Annotated in this window: 21 protein-coding genes; 3 read left to right on the plus strand and 18 right to left on the minus strand. The window is 71.9% G+C overall.

Annotated features, from left to right (window positions below):
- The first annotated feature begins 170 nt into the window (after positions 1–170).
- Positions 171–323: a hypothetical protein gene (locus V6U81_RS23055; protein WP_334492016.1), complete on the plus strand. Its 153-nt coding sequence runs from the start codon at positions 171–173 to the stop codon at positions 321–323.
- Between the two features lie 804 nt (positions 324–1127).
- Here V6U81_RS23055 and ahcY read toward each other — a convergent pair.
- The 13 genes from ahcY to V6U81_RS23120 all read right to left on the minus strand — a co-directional run bounded on the left by ahcY (position 1128) and on the right by V6U81_RS23120 (position 12117).
- Positions 1128–2615: an adenosylhomocysteinase gene (gene ahcY, locus V6U81_RS23060; RefSeq protein WP_334492018.1), complete on the minus strand. Its 1488-nt coding sequence runs from the start codon at positions 2613–2615 to the stop codon at positions 1128–1130.
- A gap of 276 nt (positions 2616–2891) precedes the next feature.
- Positions 2892–4055: a mannose-6-phosphate isomerase, class I gene (manA, locus tag V6U81_RS23065; RefSeq protein ID WP_334492019.1), complete on the minus strand. Its 1164-nt coding sequence runs from the start codon at positions 4053–4055 to the stop codon at positions 2892–2894.
- A gap of 2 nt (positions 4056–4057) precedes the next feature.
- The gene (locus tag V6U81_RS23070) at positions 4058–5065 is read right to left on the minus strand and encodes a cation diffusion facilitator family transporter (protein ID WP_334492021.1); all 1008 of its coding nucleotides are present in this window, start codon (positions 5063–5065) and stop codon (positions 4058–4060) included.
- Positions 5062–6258 carry an SIS domain-containing protein gene (locus tag V6U81_RS23075; RefSeq protein WP_334492023.1) on the minus strand — a complete coding sequence of 399 codons (1197 nt, stop codon included), beginning with the start codon at positions 6256–6258 and terminating at the stop codon, positions 5062–5064. Before V6U81_RS23075 ends, V6U81_RS23070 begins: the two co-directional genes overlap by 4 nt.
- Positions 6255–6440, minus strand: coding sequence for a Trm112 family protein (locus V6U81_RS23080; RefSeq protein WP_334492025.1), 186 nt, complete (start codon positions 6438–6440; stop codon positions 6255–6257). Before V6U81_RS23080 ends, V6U81_RS23075 begins: the two co-directional genes overlap by 4 nt.
- Positions 6441–6501: 61 nt before the next feature.
- Positions 6502–7884, minus strand: a complete 1383-nt coding sequence (locus V6U81_RS23085; protein ID WP_334492027.1) for a phosphomannomutase/phosphoglucomutase — start codon at positions 7882–7884, stop codon at positions 6502–6504.
- A gap of 68 nt (positions 7885–7952) precedes the next feature.
- Positions 7953–9074: a hypothetical protein gene (locus tag V6U81_RS23090; protein WP_334492030.1), complete on the minus strand. Its 1122-nt coding sequence runs from the start codon at positions 9072–9074 to the stop codon at positions 7953–7955.
- 201 nt (positions 9075–9275) lie between these two features.
- Positions 9276–9977: a deoxyribonuclease V gene (gene nfi / locus V6U81_RS23095; protein WP_334492033.1), complete on the minus strand. Its 702-nt coding sequence runs from the start codon at positions 9975–9977 to the stop codon at positions 9276–9278.
- Between the two features lie 79 nt (positions 9978–10056).
- On the minus strand, positions 10057–10704 hold the full coding sequence (locus V6U81_RS23100; protein ID WP_334492035.1) for a tetratricopeptide repeat protein: 648 nt from the start codon (positions 10702–10704) through the stop codon (positions 10057–10059).
- Positions 10701–11285 (minus strand): DinB family protein, encoded by a 585-nt coding sequence (locus V6U81_RS23105; protein ID WP_334492037.1) that lies wholly within the window; start codon positions 11283–11285, stop codon positions 10701–10703. The genes V6U81_RS23100 and V6U81_RS23105 overlap by 4 nt, the downstream gene beginning before the upstream one ends.
- Before the next feature lie 51 nt (positions 11286–11336).
- Entirely contained in the window at positions 11337–11513 is a 177-nt protein-coding gene (locus V6U81_RS23110) for a hypothetical protein (protein ID WP_334492039.1), read from the minus strand.
- Positions 11510–11827: a hypothetical protein gene (locus V6U81_RS23115; RefSeq protein ID WP_334492057.1), complete on the minus strand. Its 318-nt coding sequence runs from the start codon at positions 11825–11827 to the stop codon at positions 11510–11512. Before V6U81_RS23115 ends, V6U81_RS23110 begins: the two co-directional genes overlap by 4 nt.
- Positions 11725–12117 carry a hypothetical protein gene (locus V6U81_RS23120; protein ID WP_334492041.1) on the minus strand — a complete coding sequence of 131 codons (393 nt, stop codon included), beginning with the start codon at positions 12115–12117 and terminating at the stop codon, positions 11725–11727. The genes V6U81_RS23115 and V6U81_RS23120 overlap by 103 nt, the downstream gene beginning before the upstream one ends.
- A gap of 276 nt (positions 12118–12393) precedes the next feature.
- Between V6U81_RS23120 and V6U81_RS23125 the strand changes: the two genes are divergently transcribed.
- Positions 12394–12621 (plus strand): winged helix-turn-helix domain-containing protein, encoded by a 228-nt coding sequence (locus V6U81_RS23125; RefSeq protein ID WP_334492043.1) that lies wholly within the window; start codon positions 12394–12396, stop codon positions 12619–12621.
- A 181-nt stretch (positions 12622–12802) separates the two neighbouring features.
- On the opposite strand, the gene V6U81_RS23130 is transcribed toward V6U81_RS23125, so the two are convergent.
- The 5 genes from V6U81_RS23130 to V6U81_RS23150 all read right to left on the minus strand — a co-directional run bounded on the left by V6U81_RS23130 (position 12803) and on the right by V6U81_RS23150 (position 18914).
- On the minus strand, positions 12803–13186 hold the full coding sequence (locus V6U81_RS23130; RefSeq protein ID WP_334492044.1) for a hypothetical protein: 384 nt from the start codon (positions 13184–13186) through the stop codon (positions 12803–12805).
- A gap of 89 nt (positions 13187–13275) precedes the next feature.
- Positions 13276–13725 carry a hypothetical protein gene (locus V6U81_RS23135; protein ID WP_334492045.1) on the minus strand — a complete coding sequence of 150 codons (450 nt, stop codon included), beginning with the start codon at positions 13723–13725 and terminating at the stop codon, positions 13276–13278.
- Complete coding sequence (locus V6U81_RS23140) at positions 13722–18149, minus strand: toxin glutamine deamidase domain-containing protein (RefSeq protein WP_334492046.1); 4428 nt, start codon at positions 18147–18149, stop codon at positions 13722–13724. The genes V6U81_RS23135 and V6U81_RS23140 overlap by 4 nt, the downstream gene beginning before the upstream one ends.
- A gap of 14 nt (positions 18150–18163) precedes the next feature.
- Positions 18164–18496: a hypothetical protein gene (locus V6U81_RS23145; protein WP_334492047.1), complete on the minus strand. Its 333-nt coding sequence runs from the start codon at positions 18494–18496 to the stop codon at positions 18164–18166.
- Positions 18489–18914 carry a YbaB/EbfC family nucleoid-associated protein gene (locus tag V6U81_RS23150; protein ID WP_334492048.1) on the minus strand — a complete coding sequence of 142 codons (426 nt, stop codon included), beginning with the start codon at positions 18912–18914 and terminating at the stop codon, positions 18489–18491. The genes V6U81_RS23145 and V6U81_RS23150 overlap by 8 nt, the downstream gene beginning before the upstream one ends.
- 78 nt (positions 18915–18992) lie before the next feature.
- On the opposite strand from V6U81_RS23150, the gene V6U81_RS23155 reads away from it, so the two are divergent.
- A complete protein-coding gene (locus tag V6U81_RS23155) occupies positions 18993–20225 on the plus strand; it encodes an SUKH-3 domain-containing protein (protein WP_334492050.1) in 1233 nt (410 codons plus the stop codon).
- The last annotated feature ends 89 nt before the right edge of the window (positions 20226–20314 follow it).

A 20314-nucleotide genomic window follows, 5' to 3' on the forward strand; every position in this document is an offset into this window, starting at 1 on the left:
CGAGGGCGGCCACCGGCCGGTCCGGCCGTGGGAGGATCGACGGACCCCAGGACAGGACGGCCCGTGCCCAACACGCTCCGCGCCACCACCACCCTCCGCCCGCCGGGCACCACGCCGCCAGGGACTTCCGGCCCCTGTGCGCTTCGCCACCAGCCGCCCGGGCGGCGACCGTGAAGGGCTTCGGCCCGTGGCTGGCGGTGCTGGCGCTGATCGTCGTGCTCAGCGCGCTGCGGCTGCGCCCGCTGGCCGCCGCGGTCTCCCTCGCCTGGCTGGCCTGGTGCGTCTGGACCTGGATCCGCCCCACCCGTCGCGAACCCCGCTGACCCGCTCCGTCGGTCGCGGCGGCGGGCGGCGGCGGCGGGCGGTGTCGGGCGGCGGACCCCGGCGTCAGGCGGTATCGGGCGGCGGACCCCGGCGTCGTGCGGCGGGCACCGTCGCGTTAGCCAGGACACCCACACACCATCCGGTCGACCCGGCCAGCGTGCTGCTGTCCGGGTACGGCGTTCCGCTGGGTCGCTACACCACCGCGCGCCGGCCGCTGCCGCCCCCCGGGCGCCGTTTCGGACGCTACAAACTTGATGTCGTTAACGAATCGGATGTGCGTTTCCGGCATCCGGGGCGCCTGGCGCCAGGCGTGAGACGGTAGGCGTCAGGCGGCGGGTGGCAGGCACAGGCGCCAGGCGGCGGGTGGCAGGCACAGGCGCCAGGCGGCGGGTGGCAGGCACAGGCGCCAGGCGGCGGGTGGCAGGCACAGGCGCCAGGCGGCGGGTGGCAGGCACAGGCGCCAGGCGGCGGGTGGCAGGCACAGGCGCCAGGCGGCGGGTGGCAGGCACAGGCGCCAGGCCTCAGGCGGCAGGCGCAGGCGTGAGGCGGCAGGCGCGGGCGGCGGGCGCAGGAGTGAGGCGGCAGGCGCGAGGCGTGAGGCGGTAGGACCGAGGCTGGTGGCCGAGAGGTGCGGGGCGCGGGGCGTGACTGAGAGCCGCGATTCGTTGGCGTCATCAAGTTTGTAGCGTCCGAAACGGCGCCCGGCCCGGCCCTTGAACGTCGGCCAGCGTCAGCCCACCGTCGCGGCGTACACGAAAGGACCGGGCCGGCCGCGTGGCGGCCGACCCGGTCCTCAGCGGAACTCAGTAGCGGTAGTGCTCCGGCTTGAACGGGCCCTCCTCGGCGATGCCGAGGTACGCGGCCTGCTCCTTGGTGAGCTTGCTCAGCTTGGCGCCCAGCGCGTCCAGGTGCAGCCGGGCGACCTTCTCGTCCAGGTGCTTGGGGAGCACGTACACGCCGACCGGGTACTCCTCGGTCTTGGTGTAGAGCTCGATCTGGGCGATGGTCTGGTTGGAGAACGAGTTCGACATCACGAAGCTCGGGTGACCGGTGGCGTTGCCCAGGTTCAGCAGGCGGCCCTCGGAGAGCACGATGATGGCGTGGCCGTCCTCGAACTTCCAGAGGTCGACCTGCGGCTTGATGTTGATCCGGGTGACGTCCGAGCGCTTGGCCAGGCCGGCCATGTCGATCTCGTTGTCGAAGTGGCCGATGTTGCCCACGATGGCCTGGTGCTTCATCCGGGCCATGTGCTCGTTGGTGATGACGTCGAAGCAGCCGGTCGCGGTGATGAAGATGTCGGCCGTCTCGACCACGTCGTCCAGGGTGGCGACCTGGTAGCCGTCCATCGCCGCCTGGAGGGCGCAGATCGGGTCGACCTCGGTCACCACGACCCGGGCGCCCTGGCCGCGCAGCGACTCCGCGCAGCCCTTGCCCACGTCGCCGTAGCCGAGCACGACGGCCACCTTGCCGCCGATGAGCACGTCGGTGGCCCGGTTGATGCCGTCGATCAGCGAGTGCCGGCAGCCGTACTTGTTGTCGAACTTGCTCTTGGTCACCGAGTCGTTGACGTTGATGGCCGGGAAGAGCAGGGTGCCGGCGCGGTGCATCTCGTAGAGCCGGTGCACGCCGGTGGTGGTCTCCTCGGTCACGCCCTTGATGCCGGCGGCGATCCGGGTCCAGCGCTGGTTGTCCTCACCGAGGGTGCGGTGCAGCACCTGGAGGATGACCGCGTACTCCTCGGAGTCGGCGGACTCGACCGGCGGGACGACCCCGGCCTTCTCGAACTCGGCGCCCTTGTGCACGAGCAGGGTGGCGTCGCCGCCGTCGTCGAGGATCATGTTCGGGCCCTGCCCGTCCGGCCAGGCGAGCACCTGCTCGGTGCACCACCAGTACTCCTCCAGGCTCTCGCCCTTCCAGGCGTAGACCGGGACGCCGGCCGGCGCCTCGGGGGTGCCGGTGGCCCCGACCACGATCGCCGCGGCGGCGTGGTCCTGGGTGGAGAAGATGTTGCAGGACGCCCAGCGGACCTGCGCGCCGAGCGCGACCAGGGTCTCGATCAGGACGGCGGTCTGGATGGTCATGTGCAGCGAGCCGGTGATCCGCGCGCCGGCCAGAGGCTGGGCGTCGGCGAACTCACGACGGATCGCCATCAGGCCGGGCATCTCGTGCTCGGCAAGCTGGATCTCCTTGCGCCCGAACTCGGCGAGCGACAGATCCGCCACCTTGTAGTCGCCCTCGGCGAGGGTGCTCGGCCGCGCGCCACTGGTGGACGCCGGGAGGGTGCTGGTCATGGAAGCTCCTGTCGAACGATGTACTGCCCGACCGTCCACCTTACGCGCGTGCCTCGATGCCGCGCCGAGGACCTTGCAGACAGCGCACGGGGCGGTCGGTGATGGACAGACTTTCCGTCCACCCGCCGGCCGCCCCGTGCATCCCCCCGGTTTGGTTCCCTCGCGCGCGCTCTCGAACCTTCGTCGCGACAACGCTGCGTACCCATAGAGTCACACCGCGCCAGGGGCGCGTCAAGCTATTCCGGAAAAGTCGGACTTGTGGCGTGGCGGAGCGGTTCAGTAGGTGCCGCAGGTCGCCACGTACGCCTCGCCCGCACCGGCGAATACCAGCGGCTCCGCGGTGGCCGCACCGATCGCCGCCTGACCCGTGGCGAGAGTCACCGGGCCGGCGCCGTCGTCCACGGTGAGCGTGCCGCCGAGGCAGAGCACCACCCGGGGCCCCGCCAGCGCCAGCCGCACCGACGGGGTGGCCGTGCCCACCGTCACCCGGTGCAGCGCGAAGTCCTCGATCGGCACCGGCCAGCGGACCACCCCGGGCGCCACCGGCTCCGGGCGTACCACCGGGTCGTCCAGCACCTCGAACCGGAGCACCCGCAGCAGCTCGCCGACGTCCACGTGCTTCGGGGTGAACCCGCCGCGCAGCACGTTGTCGCTGGCCGCCATGATCTCCACCCCGGTGCCGCGCAGGTAGGCGTGCAGGTTGCCGGCCGGCATCCAGATCGCCTCGCCCGGCGCCAGCCGCACGTGGTGCAGCAGCAACGCCACCAGCACCCCCGGGTCGTCCGGATAGGCCTCCGCCAGGGCCCGGGCCAGCTCCGCGTCGCCGCCGGCGACCGGGGCCGCCACCACGGCCGCCACCAGCCCGGTCCGCTCCGCGGCCGGCCAGGTCAACAGCAGGCGTACGGCCTCCCGCAGCCCCGCCGGCCCGGTGCGCAACGCGTCCACCACGGGCCCCAGCGCGGGTACGCCGAACCCGGCGAGCACCTCCGCCGAGACCGCCGGGTCCCGGAAACCGCAGAGCGCCGCCATCGGCGAGAGCGCGACCAGCAGCTCCGGCTTGTGGTACGGGTCGACGTAGTTGCGCCGCCCGTCGGTGCGGTCGGCGTCGGCCGCGTACCCGGCCCGGGCCTGCGCGGCGTCCGGGTGGGCCTGGAGGCTCAGCGGGGCGTCCGCGGCGAGCACTTTCAGCAGGAACGGCAGCCGGGCGCCGAACCGGTCGAGCACCCGCTCGCCGAGCCAGTGGCCCGGATCGGCGGCCAGCAGGTCGACCAGGCTCACCCGGTCGCCGTCCCGGTCCACCGTGGCCGGGGCGCCCGGGTGGGCGCCCAGCCACAGCTCCGCCTCCGGCCCGTCGCTGGGCACCGGGCGCCCCTGCAGTTCGGCGATCGCCGAACGTGATCCCCAGGCGTAGTCGCGGATCGGGCCGTACAGCAGCTCCACGGTCAGCCTCCGGCCCGCCCCGGCACCTCACCCGGCTCGGTGTCCGGCTGCGGGACGGCGGTGTGCGACGCGGCGCCGGTACCGGCCCGCTCCGCGGCGGCGCTGTAGATGTCCGGCTCCAGGTAGATGACCCGGGCGATCGGCACGGCGGTGCGGATCCGGGCCTCCACGGCGTTGATGCCGCGGGCCAGCTCCTCGGCGCTGTCGCACGGCAGGACGCCGATCTTGGCGGCCACCATCAGCTCCTCGGGGCCGAGGTAGAGCGTCTTCATGTGGATGATCTGCTGAACCTCGGGACCCTCGGTGATCGCCCGCTCAATGGCGGCGAGGTCCTTCGGGTCCGCGCCCTCACCGAGCAGCAGGCTCTTGGTCTCGATCGCCAGCACGACCGCGATGATCACCAGCAGCACGCCGATCATCGCGGTGCCGGCCGCGTCCCACATGCCGTTGTCGGTGATCAGCGTCATCCCGACGCCGAAGAGCGCGAAGACCAGACCGACCAGCGCGCCGAAGTCCTCCAGCAGCACCACCGGCAGCTCGGGCGCCTTGGCCCGGCGGATGAACTTCACCCAGGACTGGCTGCCCCGGGTGTGGTTCGACTCCTTGATGGCGGTCCGGAAGGAGAAGCTCTCCATCGCGATCGCGGCCACCAGCACCAGGACCGGCACCCACTTCCAGCTCTCGATCGGGTGCGGGTCGGAAGCCTTGTGGTACGCCTCGTAGAGCGCGAAGAGACCACCGAGGCTGAACAGCACGATCGACACGATGAACGCGTAGATGTAGCGCTCCCGGCCGTACCCGAAGGGGTGCTGCGGAGTGGCCTCCCGCTTGGCCCGCTTGCCGCCGAGCAGCAGCAGGCCCTGGTTGCCGGAGTCGGCCACCGAGTGGATCGACTCCGCCAGCATCGACGAGGAACTCGTCAGCAGGAACGCGATGAACTTGGTGATGGCGATGCCGATGTTGGCCAACAGGGCGGCGACGATCGCCTTCGTCCCGCCATTTGCGCTCACTGGTTCGACAGCTCCTTCATTTCCGTGACGGCCGGGACGGCCATGGGGTCCAGGCCGTGGGCCAGGGCGAGGTAGATCGAGGTGAAGTCGGGTACCGCGACGAGGGAGGCGAGCCGCTCCAGCGCGGAGCCGCCCTCCGCGGTCACCACGTCGCAGCGCACCCCGCGCCGCTCGGCGAGGGTCTGCACCGCGTCGGCGCGGCGTTCCTCGACGGCGAGCGGCTCGTCGGTGTCGTCCTCGGCGTTGAGCCCGCCGTCGCGCAGCAGCACCAGCCGCAGCCGCGTCGGGTCACCCTCGACCTCCTCGCGGTCGGCGAAGATGTCCCGCGCCGATTCCACCAGGCCGCCGAAGACGCCGTCGAGCAGGCCGACCCGACCGCGACCCGCCTCGCCGAGCGCCCCGGTGACCACCGGGTAGCGGGCGTTGGCCGACAGGGTGTCGCCGAAGCGCCGGGCCGCGACGGTGGCCAGCGGGGACGACCCCCAGACGATCGGGATCGACCCGGCCAGCCCCAGGGCCAGCGACTTCGCCGGGTTGACGAAGGACTCCGCGGTCGGCCGGCAGCGGTCGGCGTCGGCGTCCAGCCGGGCCGCGGTCTCCGCCAGATCCGCCTCGTTGACCTTCACGAGGCCGAGCGTACGGGCGGCGAGCAGAACCGGCACGGTGAGCGCCCAGAGACTGGCCCGGGCCGGCGCGCGGCGGGGCACCGGGATGAACGGCGCCCGGGCCCGCTCGGCGACCGACTGCAACTGCGAGTCGGGTGCGCCGACGGCGACCAGCCGGGCACCGCGGCGGTGCGCGGCCTCGGCGGCGCCGAGCGCCTCGGGGCTGCGGCCGGAGGCGCTGACCGCGATCACCACGTCGGCCGCGCCGACCCAGCCGGGCACGCCGGAGCTGCGGTGCGCGATGACCGGCACCGGGCAGCGCGGCCCGGCGACGGTGGCGAGCACGTCCCCGGTACGCCCGGCGGTGCCGATGCCGGCGATGACGACCGCCCGGGGGCGGCCGCCGTCCTCCAGCAGCGAGAGGTTCGCCTCGGCGGCCAGCGCCGCCGACTCGCGTACCTGGGCGCCGGCCGAGGCCGTGAAGCGCAGCATGCCGCCCGGGTCGTGCTCGGCGAAGGCGTCCGGGTCGTCCAGCACGGACTCGTCGGCCACCCGCCGGCCGCTGACCCCGGCGGTACCGTCCATCACGGCTTCGCCTGCGGGCCGCCGCGGGCCTCGTCGAGCAGCAGCACCGGCACGTCGTCGCGCACCTCGAAGACCCGACCGCACTCGGTGCAGGTCAGGGTCTGCGCCTGCGCGTCGTAGTCCAGTGGGGCGTGGTGCGTGTCCGGGCAGGCGAGGATCTCGAGCAACTGCGGGTCCAGGGCCACGGCGCGGCTCCTTCCACGTGTGCGGTTCGTCGGCCGACGGTGCCGACCGGCGCAGGCGATCTTATCGGCGAACCCGCTCCAGCACCTCGTCGCGCAGTGAGATCATCCGCTCCGCGCTCGGGCCCTCGACGTTGAGCCGCAGCAACGGCTCGGTGTTGGACGCGCGCAGGTTGAACCAGGCGCCGTCGGGGAAGCGCAGGGTGAGCCCGTCCAGCTCCTCGGCCTCCGCCTCCGGGTACGCGGCGCGCACCTCGGCGACCCGGGCGGCCTGGTCGCCGACCGTGGAATTGATCTCACCGGAGGCGGTGTACCGCTCGTAGACGCTGGCCATGATCGACAGCGGCTGGGACTGCTCGCCGAGCGCGGCCAGGGTGTGCATGGCGGCGAGCATGCCGGTGTCGGCGAACCAGAAGTCGCGGAAGTAGTAGTGCGCGGAGTGCTCGCCGCCGAAAATCGCGTTGGTACGGGCCATCTCGGCCTTGATGAAGGAGTGGCCGACCCGGGTCACCACCGGCACCCCACCGTGCTCCCGGATGATCTCCGGCACGGCACGGGAGGTGATCGCGTTGTGGATCACCGTGGAGCCGGGGTGCTTGGCCAGCTCGCGGGCCGCGACCAGGGCGGTGATCGCGGACGGCGAGACCGGTTCGCCGCGCTCGTCGATGACGAAGCAGCGGTCGGCGTCACCGTCGAAGGCCAGCCCGATGTCGGCGCTGTGCGCGACCACCGCGCGCTGGAGGTCGACCAGGTTCTTCGGGTCGAGGGGGTTGGCCTCGTGGTTGGGGAAGGTGCCGTCCAGCTCGAAGTAGAGCGGGACGATCTGCAGCGGCAGGGCCGGCAGGGCGGCGTCGCCGAGCACCGTCGGCACGGTGTAGCCGCCCATCCCGTTGCCGGCGTCCACCACGACCTTCAGCGGCCGGATCGTCGACAGGTCGACCAGCTTGCGCAGGTACCCGGCGTAGTCCGCCAGCAGGTCGCGGCGCTCGGCCGGGGCCTGCGGCTCGCCGGCCGGGCGCTCGCCGCCCGCCAGCATTGCCTGGGCCCGGTCCCGGATGTCGGCCAGGCCGCTGTCCTGCCCGATCGGCCGGGCGCCGGAGCGGCACATCTTGATGCCGTTGTACTGCGCCGGGTTGTGGCTGGCGGTGAACATCGCGCCGGGCAGGGAGAGCGCGCCGGAGGCGTAGTAGAGCATGTCGGTGGAGCCGAGCCCCAGCTCGATCACCGAGCGCCCCTCGGCCCGGACGCCGACGGCGAACGCGGCGGCCAGGGCCGGGCCGGTGGCCCGCATGTCGTGCGCGATCAACACGGCGTCCCCGGGCTCACCCGCGGCGTTGAGGACCTGCGTGAAGGCGGCGCCCAGAGCCTCGGCAGTGCGCTCGTCCCACTGGTCGGGCACCGTCCCACGGACGTCGTACGCCTTCACGATCTGGGACAGGTCAGACACCGATTTCGCTCCTTGGCAGCAGGTCGTCAACGACCCGAGCGTAACGGAGCAGCGGGGTCCGCCCCGTCCTAGCCGGGCAGGCGGGGCATGAAGGTGGTGGCGTCGCCGCCCGCGGGGCCCGCCTCCGGGCCACCCTGACCGGCCGGCGGCGCCGAGGTGGGCCAGCTCTCCTCCGGGGGCGCGGAGGTGGGGGCCGGCGGGGCCGAGATCGGCCGGGCGCCGTACACGCCGCCGGTGGGGCGCGGGGTCGGGGCGACCGTCGGGTACGCGCCGGCCGCGCCGTACAGGCCGCCGGCGCGGGCCGGGGGCTGCTGCTGGCCGTACACCTGGCTGGTCTGCGTGGGGGTCGTGCCCGGCAGCCCGCCGCCGGAGCGGTAGGTGGTCGGGCCGGGGTTGCGGGGCACCGGGACGCCCGGGTAGCCACCCTGCTCGTCCGCGTCCGCCCGGTCCCTGCGGTTGTTGCGGATGAGCAGGGCGATCAGCCCGGCGCCCACGGCGACCATGGCGATGCCGAAGTACATGATCATGGATCCTCCGGAGGACTCGTCGGCGTCGGCGGCAGCGGCCTGACTCGTGGTCGGCCCAGCGACCGCGGCCTGGGTCGGCCCGCCCGGGGCGGCGACCGCGGCCTCGGTGGGCTCCGCGCTGGGGGTGGGGGTCGGGGCGGGCTCCCTGGTCGGGGTGGGCGCGGCGGCCTGGCCGTCGACCCGGGAACTGTCGGCACCCCGGCCGAGGAGCCGACCGATGGCGTTCGTCGCCTCGCCGACCACCTGCAGCCGCCCCGCCGGTGCGCCCTCCGCGAAGGCCACCCGGTAGCGGACGGTGATGCTCTTTCCCTTGCACAACGTCGGATCCGCGGGCGAGGTACGGGGGACGCTCACCTCTCCCCCGCCGCCGGAGACCGGCACGGGGAACCAGCGGCCGCCCGCGTTCACCTCTACCCGCACCTGGTCGGCGGTAATCCCGTCCAGGCGCAGCGTGAGCGAGGTGCGCAGCAGCACGCAGCCGTCGGTGCGCTTGCGCACCTCGACCGACACGCCCTCCGCCGACCCACCGGCGGTGAACTCGCCCGGAGCCCGCACGCCGACCCGGTCCTCATCGGCGTACGCCGGTGCCGCCCCGACGACCAGCAGGCCGCCCAGCACCGCGCCGGCCGTCACCAGTCGCGCCACCTGCCGACGCACGGACATGTCCACCTCACCGTCTCTTCCCCGTTGGGGTCCGCCGGTAGGTTACTACCGGCCCAGGTCACCCCCCGGTCATCGACCGCTCCACATGAGCGCCGCATCACCCCCACCCCCACCGCCCCCGCGCTCCCGCTCCCCCCTCCGCCGGGTTGATCAAGGAGTTTGGGCACGGATCTGGGCAGGAATCGTGCGCAAACTCCTTGGTCAACCAGGGAGGGTGGGGCCCGGGGGCCGGGTGGTCGCGGCGGTGAGGGCATCGCGGCTGAGGCGGTCGGCGGTGCGGGTGGTCTCCGGCAGGCGGTAGTGCGGGGTGAGGGCGAGCACCTGGGCGACGGCGTTCGCCAGGCTCATCCGGTGGCCGACGCTGACGAAGACCGGCTTCACCCCGTCCCGGGTCCGCAGCACCCGACCCACCACCTCGCCCCGATCGACCAGGTCGCTGGCGGCGCCCCGGCGCGGCCCCGGCTCGGCCCACTGGCCGACCAGCGGCGTCTTGCCCACCCCGATCGTCGGCAGGCCGGTCAGCACGCCCAGGTGGCAGGCGAGCCCGAACCGGCGCGGATGGGCCAGCCCGTGCCCGTCGCAGACCAGCAGCTCCGGGCGGACGGTCAGCCGGTCGAGCGCGCCCAGCAGGGCGGGCAACTCCCGGAAGGCGAAGAGCCCCGGCACGTAGTCGAAGGCCGGCCGCCCCACCTCGACCGCCCGGTCCAGCACGGCCAGGGTCGCGGCGTCGAGCACGGTGACGGCCGCGGCGAGCCGGTCACCGCTCTCCGCGTACGCGACGTCGAGGCCGGCCACCGTCGCGGGCCGGTCCGGGCCCGGCCCGACCAGGTCCGCGAGCGGCCGCAACCGATCCTGTACGGCCACCGCCTCGGCCACCGTCCGCGGCGCCTCCGGGCTGCTCATCATCGACTCCGTTCCGGGCAAACGGCGGTATCCCCCGCGAGCCTGACACCCTCACCATCGGCCGGACGCTCTGCCCCGGTCACTCGCCCAGGGCCTCGCGGGCCTCCTCGACCCAGCGCAGGACGCCAGCCGCCCCGCTCGCCTCGGCGACGGCCGCCGCCTCGTCGACCAGCGCAGCGGCATCGTCCCGCCGCCCGCCGTCCATGGCGAGAAAGGCCAGCGCCACCAGGTTCGCGGCCACCCCCGGACCGAAGCCGATCTCGCGGCGCAGCCGGGTGGACTCCTCCATCCGCTCCCGCGCCGCGTCGAGCTGCCCGGCCGCGTGCTCGGCGAAAGCCAGGTGCCGCAGCACGTACGAGAGGGTCAGCCGGTCGCCGACCCGGGTGGCCAGGTCGCGGGCCCTGGCGAACGCGGGAGCGGCGGCCCGCTCGTCCTTGCGGATCAGTTGGTGGACGCAGCCGATCCAGAAGAGCGCCTCGGCCTCGCCACGCTCGTCGCCGAGCCGCCGATAGAGCTCGGCAGCCCGCTCGAAGAGCGCCAACTCGCGCGGGTCCTCGACCCCGTCGCCGAGGAAGGACGCGTGCCGCAGCCGACCCCGGGCCATCGCGAGATCGGCCTCCACCCCGTCCAGGTCCCGTTCGGCGCCAGCGAGACCGCCAGGGTCACCGCCGAAGACGGCCCGCTCGTAGTGCGCATTCGCCCGGGCGATGCGGTCGTCGACGGTCACTGGCCGACCCGGCCGTCGATCCGCTCGCGCAGGAAGTCCGCGTGGCCGTTGTGGCGGGCGTACTCCTCGATCATGTGCACGAGCAGCTCGCGCAGCGTGATTTCCTCGTTGCCGCGCTTCCCCTTGACCCCCAGGTCGTTCTCGGCGACGAAGCGGCCGGCGTACGCGACCTGGGCCCGCCAGGTGTCCCACGCCTCGGCGACCACTGCGGGGTCGGCGACCGCGCCGGTGAAGTCGGCGTCCTGGTCGCTGTCGGTGCGGTAGAGCCTGGGCGCGTCCTCCCCGGCCATGATGCTCCGGAACCAGGCGCTCTCCACCTCCGACATGTGCCGCACCAGCCCGAGCAGCGACAGCGGCGACGGCGGCACCGCCGGGCGGGCCAGCTGCTCGGCGTCGAGCCCGGCGCACTTCAACTCCAGGGTGAGCCGCTGGTCGCGCAGGTAGTTGACCAGCATCTCCCGCTCGTCGTCGAAGTTGCCGTCGGAGCGGGGATCGTCCTCCGGGGTCAGGAACATGTTGTCCCAGGCGAAGGAGGGGGTGGGGAGGGTTGCCGCGGGTGGTTCGGAGCGGAAGTCCGTCATGCGCCGACCCTGACCCAGTCATCGATCGCAGGCAAGGGAATTGCGCGCCGATCAGATCCGCCGGAGCCCCAGGCGCGGCTTCGGCTTCTCACCGGCCAGGTGGCGCTGCTTGTGCTGACGCACCTGCTCGTCCCAGACCTCCTGGTCGTAATCGGGGTCGGGTGGGATCCACTTGTGCGAGCCGTCGCTGTAGTGGAACTTCTCGTCCCCCGGGCGCAGCCAGCTCACCGCACCCACCCCACGAAGCGGCGATGCAGGGTGCCGGCCGGTATCCAGATCAGATCCTCGGCGGCCCAGACGAAGTAGGAACTCATGTAGATCGCCAGCGAGACGGGCGCCCGGTCGAACTCGGCCCGCAGCTCGCGCCGGCGGGTCGGGCAGGGCCAGGGAAGGTCGCATCCGCCGCAGCTCCAGACCGGCAGGATCGGCCCGTGGGTGGTCACGGCCGGCCGCCGAGAAAGCGCGCGGTCCGCGACCGTGCCTGCCGGCTGGTCGCCCAGTCGACCTGCCAGCAGGGGTACGGCGACAGCCTCCTCCACCATGCCCAGCACCCGACGCACATGCCGTCGGGCCCGCGCAGATGCACCGCCAGGACGAGGCACATCAGTTGATCGGCGGTGGTTGCTCCTCCCCGGGCCAGTGGCCGCGATTGATCGGAATCCGATGCCGCACCCGGCAGGGCAACTCGGCCCCGCACCGGCAGACCCGACGCCACCGACGCCAGCACCACACCGGCCGATGCCGGCGGGCGAGGGTCGCCGCCACCGCGACCAGGTAGTCGTCGTAGGAAACCCGGCGTGCCATCACGCCGCCCGCTCTGTCGAACCCGCATCCCGCTCCCGAAGGTCGGTCACCCGCTGGCAGACCCCAAGCCGCAGACCGCTCACAGGGCCTCCCACCACTCACCCGGACGGTGCCGCGGGTGCCCACCCCGGACGGGGGACCAGGCCAGACACCCACGGCGGGGGCACCCAGCCGCCAAGCTCAGCAGCCCCACCAGCAACTTAAAGTACAATGTATTCACGGTCAACGCCTGCGCACATTGTGTTGTAGGTTGCTGGCGTCGTGTGGTCTGCTTGGCCCAGCCGCCAAGCTGGGAGCACCACCGATGTCTGAAGCTGCGTACCTACGGGTCGTCCGCGATATCCGGGAACAGATCACCTCCGGCGAACTCAAGCCGGGTGACAAGCTGCCGTCGTTCAAGGCGCTCTGCGAGCACTACAAGGTCAGCGGGACAGTCATTCGAACCGCAATGGTCCTGCTCAAGGCCGAGGGCGTCATCGACGGCCAACAGGGCAAGGGCGTGTACGTCACGGACCGCAAGCCCCAGACCTAGGCGCCGCACGCCGCCATGGGTCGGAGGTGGTGACCGGCGGTCACATACAACGGCAGCAGACCACGAGGCCGACACCGAGCACAGATTTGAGTGCCCGGGCCGCCACGGTCGGGCGACAGCGTTCATCCCAGCCAAAGGTCTCCGCTGAACGCCCCCAAGGACTGAAGCCGTCAGAGGTTCATCAGGTTCGCCCCGAAGGTCGGCGGTAAGCCGAAGTCACTTCCAGGCCGGCGCCTTCAAGCCCGGCTCGAATCTGCTGGACGAACGGTTCAACATCGGCAACGGGAACGTCTGTCGAAAACTCCACGTCGACCCGCCACTCGGCCGTATCGACATCCCGCCAGAGCTCCACCGTCGCGTACCGCCCACCCACCGACCAACGGGCTTCACCGAACAGCTCGTTCCAACTGTCGGTCAGTCGCCCCGACGAGTTCAACCCCAGCGCTGACCGCACCCGGTCGAGGGAGACATCGTCGAGGCTGGGTTCGATTCGCAGTGCCCAGTGGACAAGGGTCAAGGGAGCCCTCCAAGGACCTAATGGCTCGCTTATCAGCAGCGCCAGCATGGCGGAACTCGGCACACCGCCACCTGGGCCAGGCCAGTAGGGAGGGCGCATCGCCCGGCTCCTGAAAGCCGACACCGAAACACGAGGGCTCAGTCGCCAGACAGTCCCTGCGCCAGCGAGGGGTCGGCACCGGGATCACCGGCGCGTTGAAGCTCCTCCTCGAACATCGCGAAGGTCTTCTGGCGGATGCCGCGTACCAGGGCCAACTCCCTCGTCGTCGGAGACCGCCGTTCCCGATGCCCGGTCTCGATGATCGACTTGGCAGTCTCGTACAGTGCGTAGATCGGTCCGTCGCCAGACAGGTACTCGGCCCGATACCGCTCCACGTCCTGAACGAACTCCATCGCCGTCCGCTTGAAAATCTCCCCTCCGATCGCGGAGACAAGCTCCTCGAAGATCTCGTTCTCCTCCTGCCACGACCCGTCCTCCATGGATACGCGCCAAACCCGGGGCCCGTCACCGCTTGCGACGATCTTCACGGGCGAGTCGTAGTAGGAGTAGTACGACGGCAGAACTAGGCCCGGTGCGTCCTTGGTCACGGCATCTCCTCGAAGGTCGATAGCAGCGCCCGCCAGAAAAGCTGCTGCTGCCGACGCAGAATGCTGTCAGCGATCGCCTTTTCTCTCCCCGACAGGGCACGGCCGTCTTCGCGCGCAAGGCTATCGAGATCCCGCCGGACTTCGAACAGGGCATGCTCCCAGACAGCCACCTCGTCCAGCGCTGCCAGGTGCAGGCGGAACTCGGCGAGGTGCCCGTTCGACATCTCCAAGACGAGCTGGACGTCGCGGTACCCACTGTCTTGGGGATTGACGAACCGGTCCTCACACCGCACGATCCGGAGTTCCGGCAGATCTCGCAGTCGAGCGAGTGCGCCGTACAGTTGATCAAGCGATCGAAACTCCACCTTCGCCGCTGCAAGATCCCGCAGCTTGGAGACGTCGTTCCGGTACTTCACCACCTTGTCCTCGGCCCGACGACGATCCTTGGGACTCTGCCGCCAGCCGGCTTGGCCGACCACCCCGCTTCCATCGTGGGCGAGATCGGTAGCGATCCTGTTCAGTTCGGCCTGCGCTACCGCTGCTGCGGCATAAAGATCGTCGAGATAGCGCGTCCGGTATGCCTCGTCCGCCGATCTTCGCCGGTCGAAGCCTGGCTGCGCCGGAGTCTCAAGGCCCACCGCAACGCTGGCGCTGACGCGGCGTTGCGCTTCAGAAATCGGAGTCGGAAGCGGAGGGGGAGGGCGCTCATCGGCAACTGAGGCTGCGCCCGACTCATCGACATCGGCAACGACAGCACCGAGCATGTCAATGGCCGGCTGGTGGCTGGCGAGGTGGTGCAGGGTCATGGGACGTGCCGTCAGTGAGTTCGCCAACTCCGGCGTCGCGAGGATCATTCGCACCAGATCGGGGTGTTGTGTGAGCTGGCGAACCAGCGCCTCACCGAGCATCGGCATGCCCCGCGGTGGCGTTTGCCAGACCTCGTCAAGCATTCGCACAAGACGTGGGTCCGCGAAGAGTCGGACCAGGGCGTCCGCTGCCTTGTCGTTTAGGTGTGGCGCGAGCCGTCGAAGTTCCGCCGCGTCCAGCTCGGTGGCCAACTCGGCCGGGGTGACGCCTGCGGTGAAGGCAGCGTCGAGGTCCGCGCTGGCGGCAAGGATGTCCCGCACCGCCCTGCCCGTTGGCAGGCGTTCGGCGATTGCTCCGTCTCTCCTACGCCGAAGGGCATCCTGGTCATCGACAGACAGGTCGGTCGGGAGATCAGGTTCCGGCGCTCGACGGACCGGTTCGCCCGCCGACTCCGGCGTGGTGGAGCCCGGGCCGTCGAGCAGGTGAATCCGATTGAGGTACGGGTCGCCGTGCCCGTCCTGGTCGTCGGGCGCGGGCGGGTAGTTCGGAAGGTCCGGCAGAACGCTGAAGCGCCCTCGGGCCAGGCCACCCAGCGGCATCGGCTGGCCGTCGCGACCTAGCACCAGCGCGTCGATGGCGACGGCATTGTCCGGCCCGGGCGCTCCGCAGTGCGTGTAGAGCGGGCGGTCGCTGACGGAGCCGCTCTGCGGATCGAGGAAGAGGACGGTGCCGTTCTGGTTGAGCGCCACCCAGGCGTGCGAACCGCCGTTCTCCCACTCAGTGATCAGGAAGGCGTAGCTGCCGTGGCCACCGATGACGAGTTGGTCATGGAGGTTGTTGAAGGCACGCTCGACCGACTGACCCAACTCCACCGCTGCGAGCGTCTGCCCGTCCCTCGGGGCGAAGAGCCGTTGGAACCGGCCGCCCGTCACCTCCTCGACCCTGGCCGGGCCTTCCGCCTCGCCCCGGATCGGTCGCCGTACGTCGCCCTCCAGGTAGCCGTCGAAGGTACGCGGGGCGGACACGCGCGGGCGGCCGTGCAGCCAGGTGTCGTACAGCGAAAGGGTGCAGTCCAGGCAGTTGATGCCTCGGGTGGGATCCGCCTCGGGGCCGCCGTCGTTGGCCAGGGCGAACCATCCGCCCTCCCGGGGATCGGCGGTACGGACCACGGTGCCGTCGGGGTTCCGCGGCATCTGTCGTTCGAGGTCGGTCTGGTGCAGCGCCAGGGGTGGTCGCAGCCCGCCCCACTGCCCGTACCGGCGGGACCGCTCGATGGGGGGCGGGTCGTCGTCCCCGGTCAGGGCGGACCGGTCGTCGGTCTCGACGGCACCGGGAGCCAGGTCGGCCACGTCGTCGTTGATCCGCTGGAAGTCCGCCGCGTCCTCGACGACAACCTCGTCCGGCACCACAGCGCCAGCTCTGGTCGCGTCGGCTAGGTCGGCCAACTCGTACGAGTCCCGTTCAGCAAGGTCGCTGGCCTGGAACAAGTGCTCGCTGCGGAGGGCAAGGCCCGCCCTGACAGCCTCGCGCGCACGCTGCTTGAACCAGCGCGCCCGGTCCAGGTAGTGATTGGATGAATCCCGGAGATGCTCCGCAGAGTCGCGCCGTCGGCGATCTTCGTACCACGCGCGCTGGGCCTCGAAGTAGCCCCGATACCGACGTCGCTCGAGGCCTTCCCGATCCGCAGCCCACTTGGCGGCGTACCACTCCGGCGTTCGCGGTCTCAGCGATTCGATGGCCGGCACGGGCGACGGCACGGACGGTTGGTCGCTCGTCATCGGTGTGGTCGCCGGACCCGGGGCGAGCGTCTCCAGGAGCGGGAACCGGTGGGCCCGCGACGCACTCGACGCGTCGGCACCTCTCTCGGGCACACCGGTGGACTGCTCGGGTCGCCCTCCGTGCTGGGGCGTCGATGACGGCTGGTGAACCGGGCCCGGCGCAGAACTGTGGGGGGCCGTCGCAGGGGACGCCGCCTGGCTCGGCGCGAGATGCCCATCGTTGGCCGTGCTGGAGACCGGCCCGGGGCTGGTCGGGCTAACGATTGCCGGTGGGCTGGCACCGGCAGTCGTGACTGAACCAGCGAGCGTGCCGACCGTCGTGCCGGCGCCGACGTGCGCAACCGGGCCGCCTGCCGTCGCGGGCACCGGCGTCGCCGGTTGAGGCGGGGCTGGTGGCGGGTCGACCACCTGCGGCGCCGGGGCCGGTGGGTGCTCGACGGTGACGGCGGAAAGCGTGGGGCTGGCTACGGCCCGCGCTGCCTCGGCACCCTTCGACAGCGTCCTGTCGGCGTCCCCGACGATTCGCAGGTCGGGACCTTGCTGCACCCCCGCGGTACCGGAGGCCACCGCTGCGGCGTGTCGGTCGGGTGCAGGATCCGCTTGGGAAGCGACGGACGGCCGCTCGTACCCCGGCTGAGCAGCCGTCGGGGCGGCGGCACCGCCCGTTGCTGTCGCACCGGCCTCCAGAGACTCCCCACTGAGGACGGAGGCGTGCGCCGCCTCGGCAGGCGGCGGCCCCGGGGAACTCTCGCCGCACGCCGACGGGATGGGTGGGAGCGGAGGTACGGGGAGGTCGCTCGGCGCGAGGGGCGCGCCCGCGAGGGCGTGCATCCGGCCTCCGAGGCGGGCGTGCAACTCCGTGTGGGCCTGGCCCGTCGCCGATCCGCTGACCCCGGACACGGCCGCGCGGGCCGCCTCCTCGACCGACACGACGCCCTGGCCGGTGGCGAGTCCCGCCGCGCCCTCGGCGAGCACCTCACCGGTCATCTCACGGCCGAAGTGCTCCCCGATCCGGGCCGCCCGCCCGGTGGCGCGTCGGCCCAGACCCGCCAGTGGCGCCACCGCTCCGCCGGCCAGCCCACCGACCGCCGACGCACCCAGGTCCGCCAGGTCCAGGCCGTGGCGACGGCCGGTCGAGTTCTGGTACGCCTGCGTGGCGAGGCTTACCCCCGCCTCTTCCCCCGCCTCGAACAGCCCGCCCTTGACGGCCCGCCGGGCAAGGCCGCGCGCGCCACCCTTGGCGACCTCCTTGGCCGCCCGCTCGCCCGCCTCCTTGAGCCCTTGCTTGAGCGCCTTCCTGGCCATCTGGGCCAGCAGCCGCTTGAAGATCTGCTGCACGACCACCCGGGTGGCGGTGATCGCCGCACCGGCCGCGGGTGAGGCGGCGCCGGCGGTGAGCACCGCGGCCACCGCCAGCGAGAGCAGCTCGACCACCAGGATGCCCAGCTCGATCCAGACCTCGAGCTTGGCTCCCTCGATGTCGCAGCCGCACTCCTCCACCAGCCGGCCCAGGTCCGCGCTGACCGCCATCAGCACGGGCAACGGGGCCTCGTCGCCCTCGGCGACCCGCCGCCAGGCAGTGTCGAACGCCTCGGCGACCGCGCCGATGCCGCCGTATCCGCTGCGCACCTCGGCCGCCGCGGCGAAGGCGTCGTCGCGCGGCCCGGCCAGCGCGTCGGCCACTGCGTACCACTGGTCGGCGAGGTCCCAGACCGCCCGCTCGTCGCCGTCGGGCCATTCCACGCCGACGACCCAGTCGAGCGCCTCGGACACCCAGCCGGGCAGGTCCCAGGGGCAGTAGTCGAGCGGATGCGGGATCGGGCTCGGCAGCAGGCTCACAGGTCCTCCGGGCGTCAGCGCCGGCCGGGGATGCCGTCGAATCGGCGGCCGCTGGCGGTGTCCGCTTCGACGTTCGCGTCCACGGAGGCGACCGCGTGGGCGCCGAGGTTCTCCACGGTGTGCCCGACGCCCTCCCAGGCGCGCAGGAGCGTCTCCTCGTAGCGGCGGTACTGCTTCTCGAAGGCGGCGCCGATGTCGTCCCGGCCCCACGGTCGCGCCGCGCTCGCCGCTGCGATCGGGCCGCCGACTTTCGCCCGCCGGTCGCCGATCGCCTCGCCTGCCAGGTGCAGGTCGGCGCCACCTCGGCGAGCCCGGTCCCGGTCGAGCCAGAGCTGCCCCTCAGTCACGCCGCTCACCCTCACCCCGGAACACCGCGTCGGCCCGGCCGAGCAAGGCGCCGAAATCACCGGTACGCAGGAATTCCACCGACCCCGATCCGGCCGGTAGGTAACCGGCGACCAGTTCCTGGGCGGCGGCCGTGGCCGCGGCCGTGGCCCGCTGCACCGTTGTGGTGATCTTCCGGCCCAGCGCGTGGTGGTCCCGGTCGTGGTAGACACCCGGGTCGAGCTGCACCGAGATCAGCTCACCGCGCGCGCCCACCGTCACGGTCACCTTGCCGTCGTCGGAGCGCTCGGTCACCCGCAGCTCGGCGAGCCGGCCCTGGAGTTCGTCCAGACCGGACCGGAGCCGCTGGTACTGGCCGTGCACCTCTGCGAACCGAGCCCGGAGCGCGCGATTGGCGTCCCGGTCCACACTCTCGGCCAACGTCGCCTCCCCGGTCACCGTCAGTCAGGGGAACCATACCGGCTGCCATGGATCCGTGGGGTCCGGTAGTTTCAGGCCGTGATCGACCGACAACAGGCCGAGCAGCTCGCGACGGTGTGGGCCCGCCGCGATTCACAACGCCTCGGGTACGAGTGCCGCCCCCTCCTCGACGAGTTCGACCTGGGGTACGTCATCCGGTCCACAGTGGCCGTCGAGGTCGACACCAATCCGGGCGACCTGCCGACCACCGTCGTCGACAAGGAGACCGGCGAGGTCAGCACCTGGCCACGCGTGCCAGCGACGGTCGTGCAGCAGATGTACCGGCGCAGCCGCCCCACCGGTTCGCCGGCCCCCCGCACCGTCGACCCGGCGAGCCAGTTGCTCCGTGAGATCCGTCGGCTGCCTACCCCGGCCACCGTCGCGCACCTGACCGTCGAGGGCCGGACGTACGTCGGCCAGGGCACCAAGGGCGAGGTCGAGCTGAACCATCACCCGTTGGTGCGGGCCTACCTCGACGAGCTTCCGGCAGGCCACCTGGTGCGCGGCGGGGACCGCCACGCCGAGCTGATCGTGGTCTCCGACGTCCTCCACGAGTACGACCACCGCCGCGCCGCCGCCGGCCAATCGGCGATGACGATGCGGGAAGCGGAGGCTCTGCTGGCAACAGGCCGGCTCGATGTCTTCAGGGTGCGAGAACCAGGCGATCCCGCCGGCGGGCGGGTTGAGAATTTGTGCGAGTCATGCACGAGCGCCCTGGTGCACCTTGGCGCCCTGCCGTGGCCCGAGCTGGGGTCGATCACTGAGCCGCCGGCCATCACTCGGCCGATACCCGTCGTTGACCGGTTTCCACCCGTTGTCGCGCAGGCCCTAGCCGATGCAGGCTGGGACCAGAATTCTCTCAATTGGGCGCTCGCCGAGGGCGCCATCGCAGAGACTTGCGAGATTACGGGCCGAGCTCATCGACATGAGCCGTTTCCCGCAGCGGAACAGGTGTTCCTCGACTTCCCAGCTCTCGGCACGTTCCGCCGCCGGCCAGGGACAGAGGTCTGGATCCGCGTATTCGACACCAACCCGCTCCGTGCCGCGCACACCGCCGACACGCTGGCGGACTTCGGCGCGGTCCTTGGCGTACGGCTCTTTCCGATCGGCTCGGAGCGGCAGGACAGTATCCTCGCCGTCGACGAGCACGGCCGGATCTTCGCTCTCGACCAGGCCGGCGAGTGGTTCCTCGGCGACGACATCGATGCCGCGCTGACCACACTGCTGCTCGGCCGGGCACCCGCCCGGGTCCGGGACGACGGCACCTGGTGAGCGGCGTTATGCCTCTCCGTCATATTTATGGGTCTTGTGACGGGTTAGTGGGTTGTGGTGGGGGCCGGTGACGGCGCATGCCGTTGTTC

Origin of the sequence: Micromonospora lacuserhaii (assembly GCF_036902735.1) — a bacterium.
Lineage (GTDB): Bacteria > Actinomycetota > Actinomycetes > Mycobacteriales > Micromonosporaceae > Micromonospora.

Bases quoted from the DNA above. Each gene is read 5' to 3' on its own strand.
- nfi (WP_334492033.1), bottom strand. From the start codon at position 9,977: ATGAGCAGCCCGGAGGCGCCGCGGACGGTGGCCGAGGCGGTGGCCGTA.
- V6U81_RS23125 (WP_334492043.1), top strand. From the start codon at position 12,394: ATGTCTGAAGCTGCGTACCTACGGGTCGTCCGCGATATCCGGGAACAG.
- V6U81_RS23105 (WP_334492037.1), bottom strand. From the start codon at position 11,285: ATGACGGACTTCCGCTCCGAACCACCCGCGGCAACCCTCCCCACCCCC.
- V6U81_RS23120 (WP_334492041.1), bottom strand. From the start codon at position 12,117: ATGCGGGTTCGACAGAGCGGGCGGCGTGATGGCACGCCGGGTTTCCTA.
- V6U81_RS23090 (WP_334492030.1), bottom strand. From the start codon at position 9,074: ATGTCCGTGCGTCGGCAGGTGGCGCGACTGGTGACGGCCGGCGCGGTG.
- V6U81_RS23115 (WP_334492057.1), bottom strand. From the start codon at position 11,827: ATGGTGGAGGAGGCTGTCGCCGTACCCCTGCTGGCAGGTCGACTGGGC.
- V6U81_RS23130 (WP_334492044.1), bottom strand. From the start codon at position 13,186: ATGCTGGCGCTGCTGATAAGCGAGCCATTAGGTCCTTGGAGGGCTCCC.
- ahcY (WP_334492018.1), bottom strand. From the start codon at position 2,615: ATGACCAGCACCCTCCCGGCGTCCACCAGTGGCGCGCGGCCGAGCACC.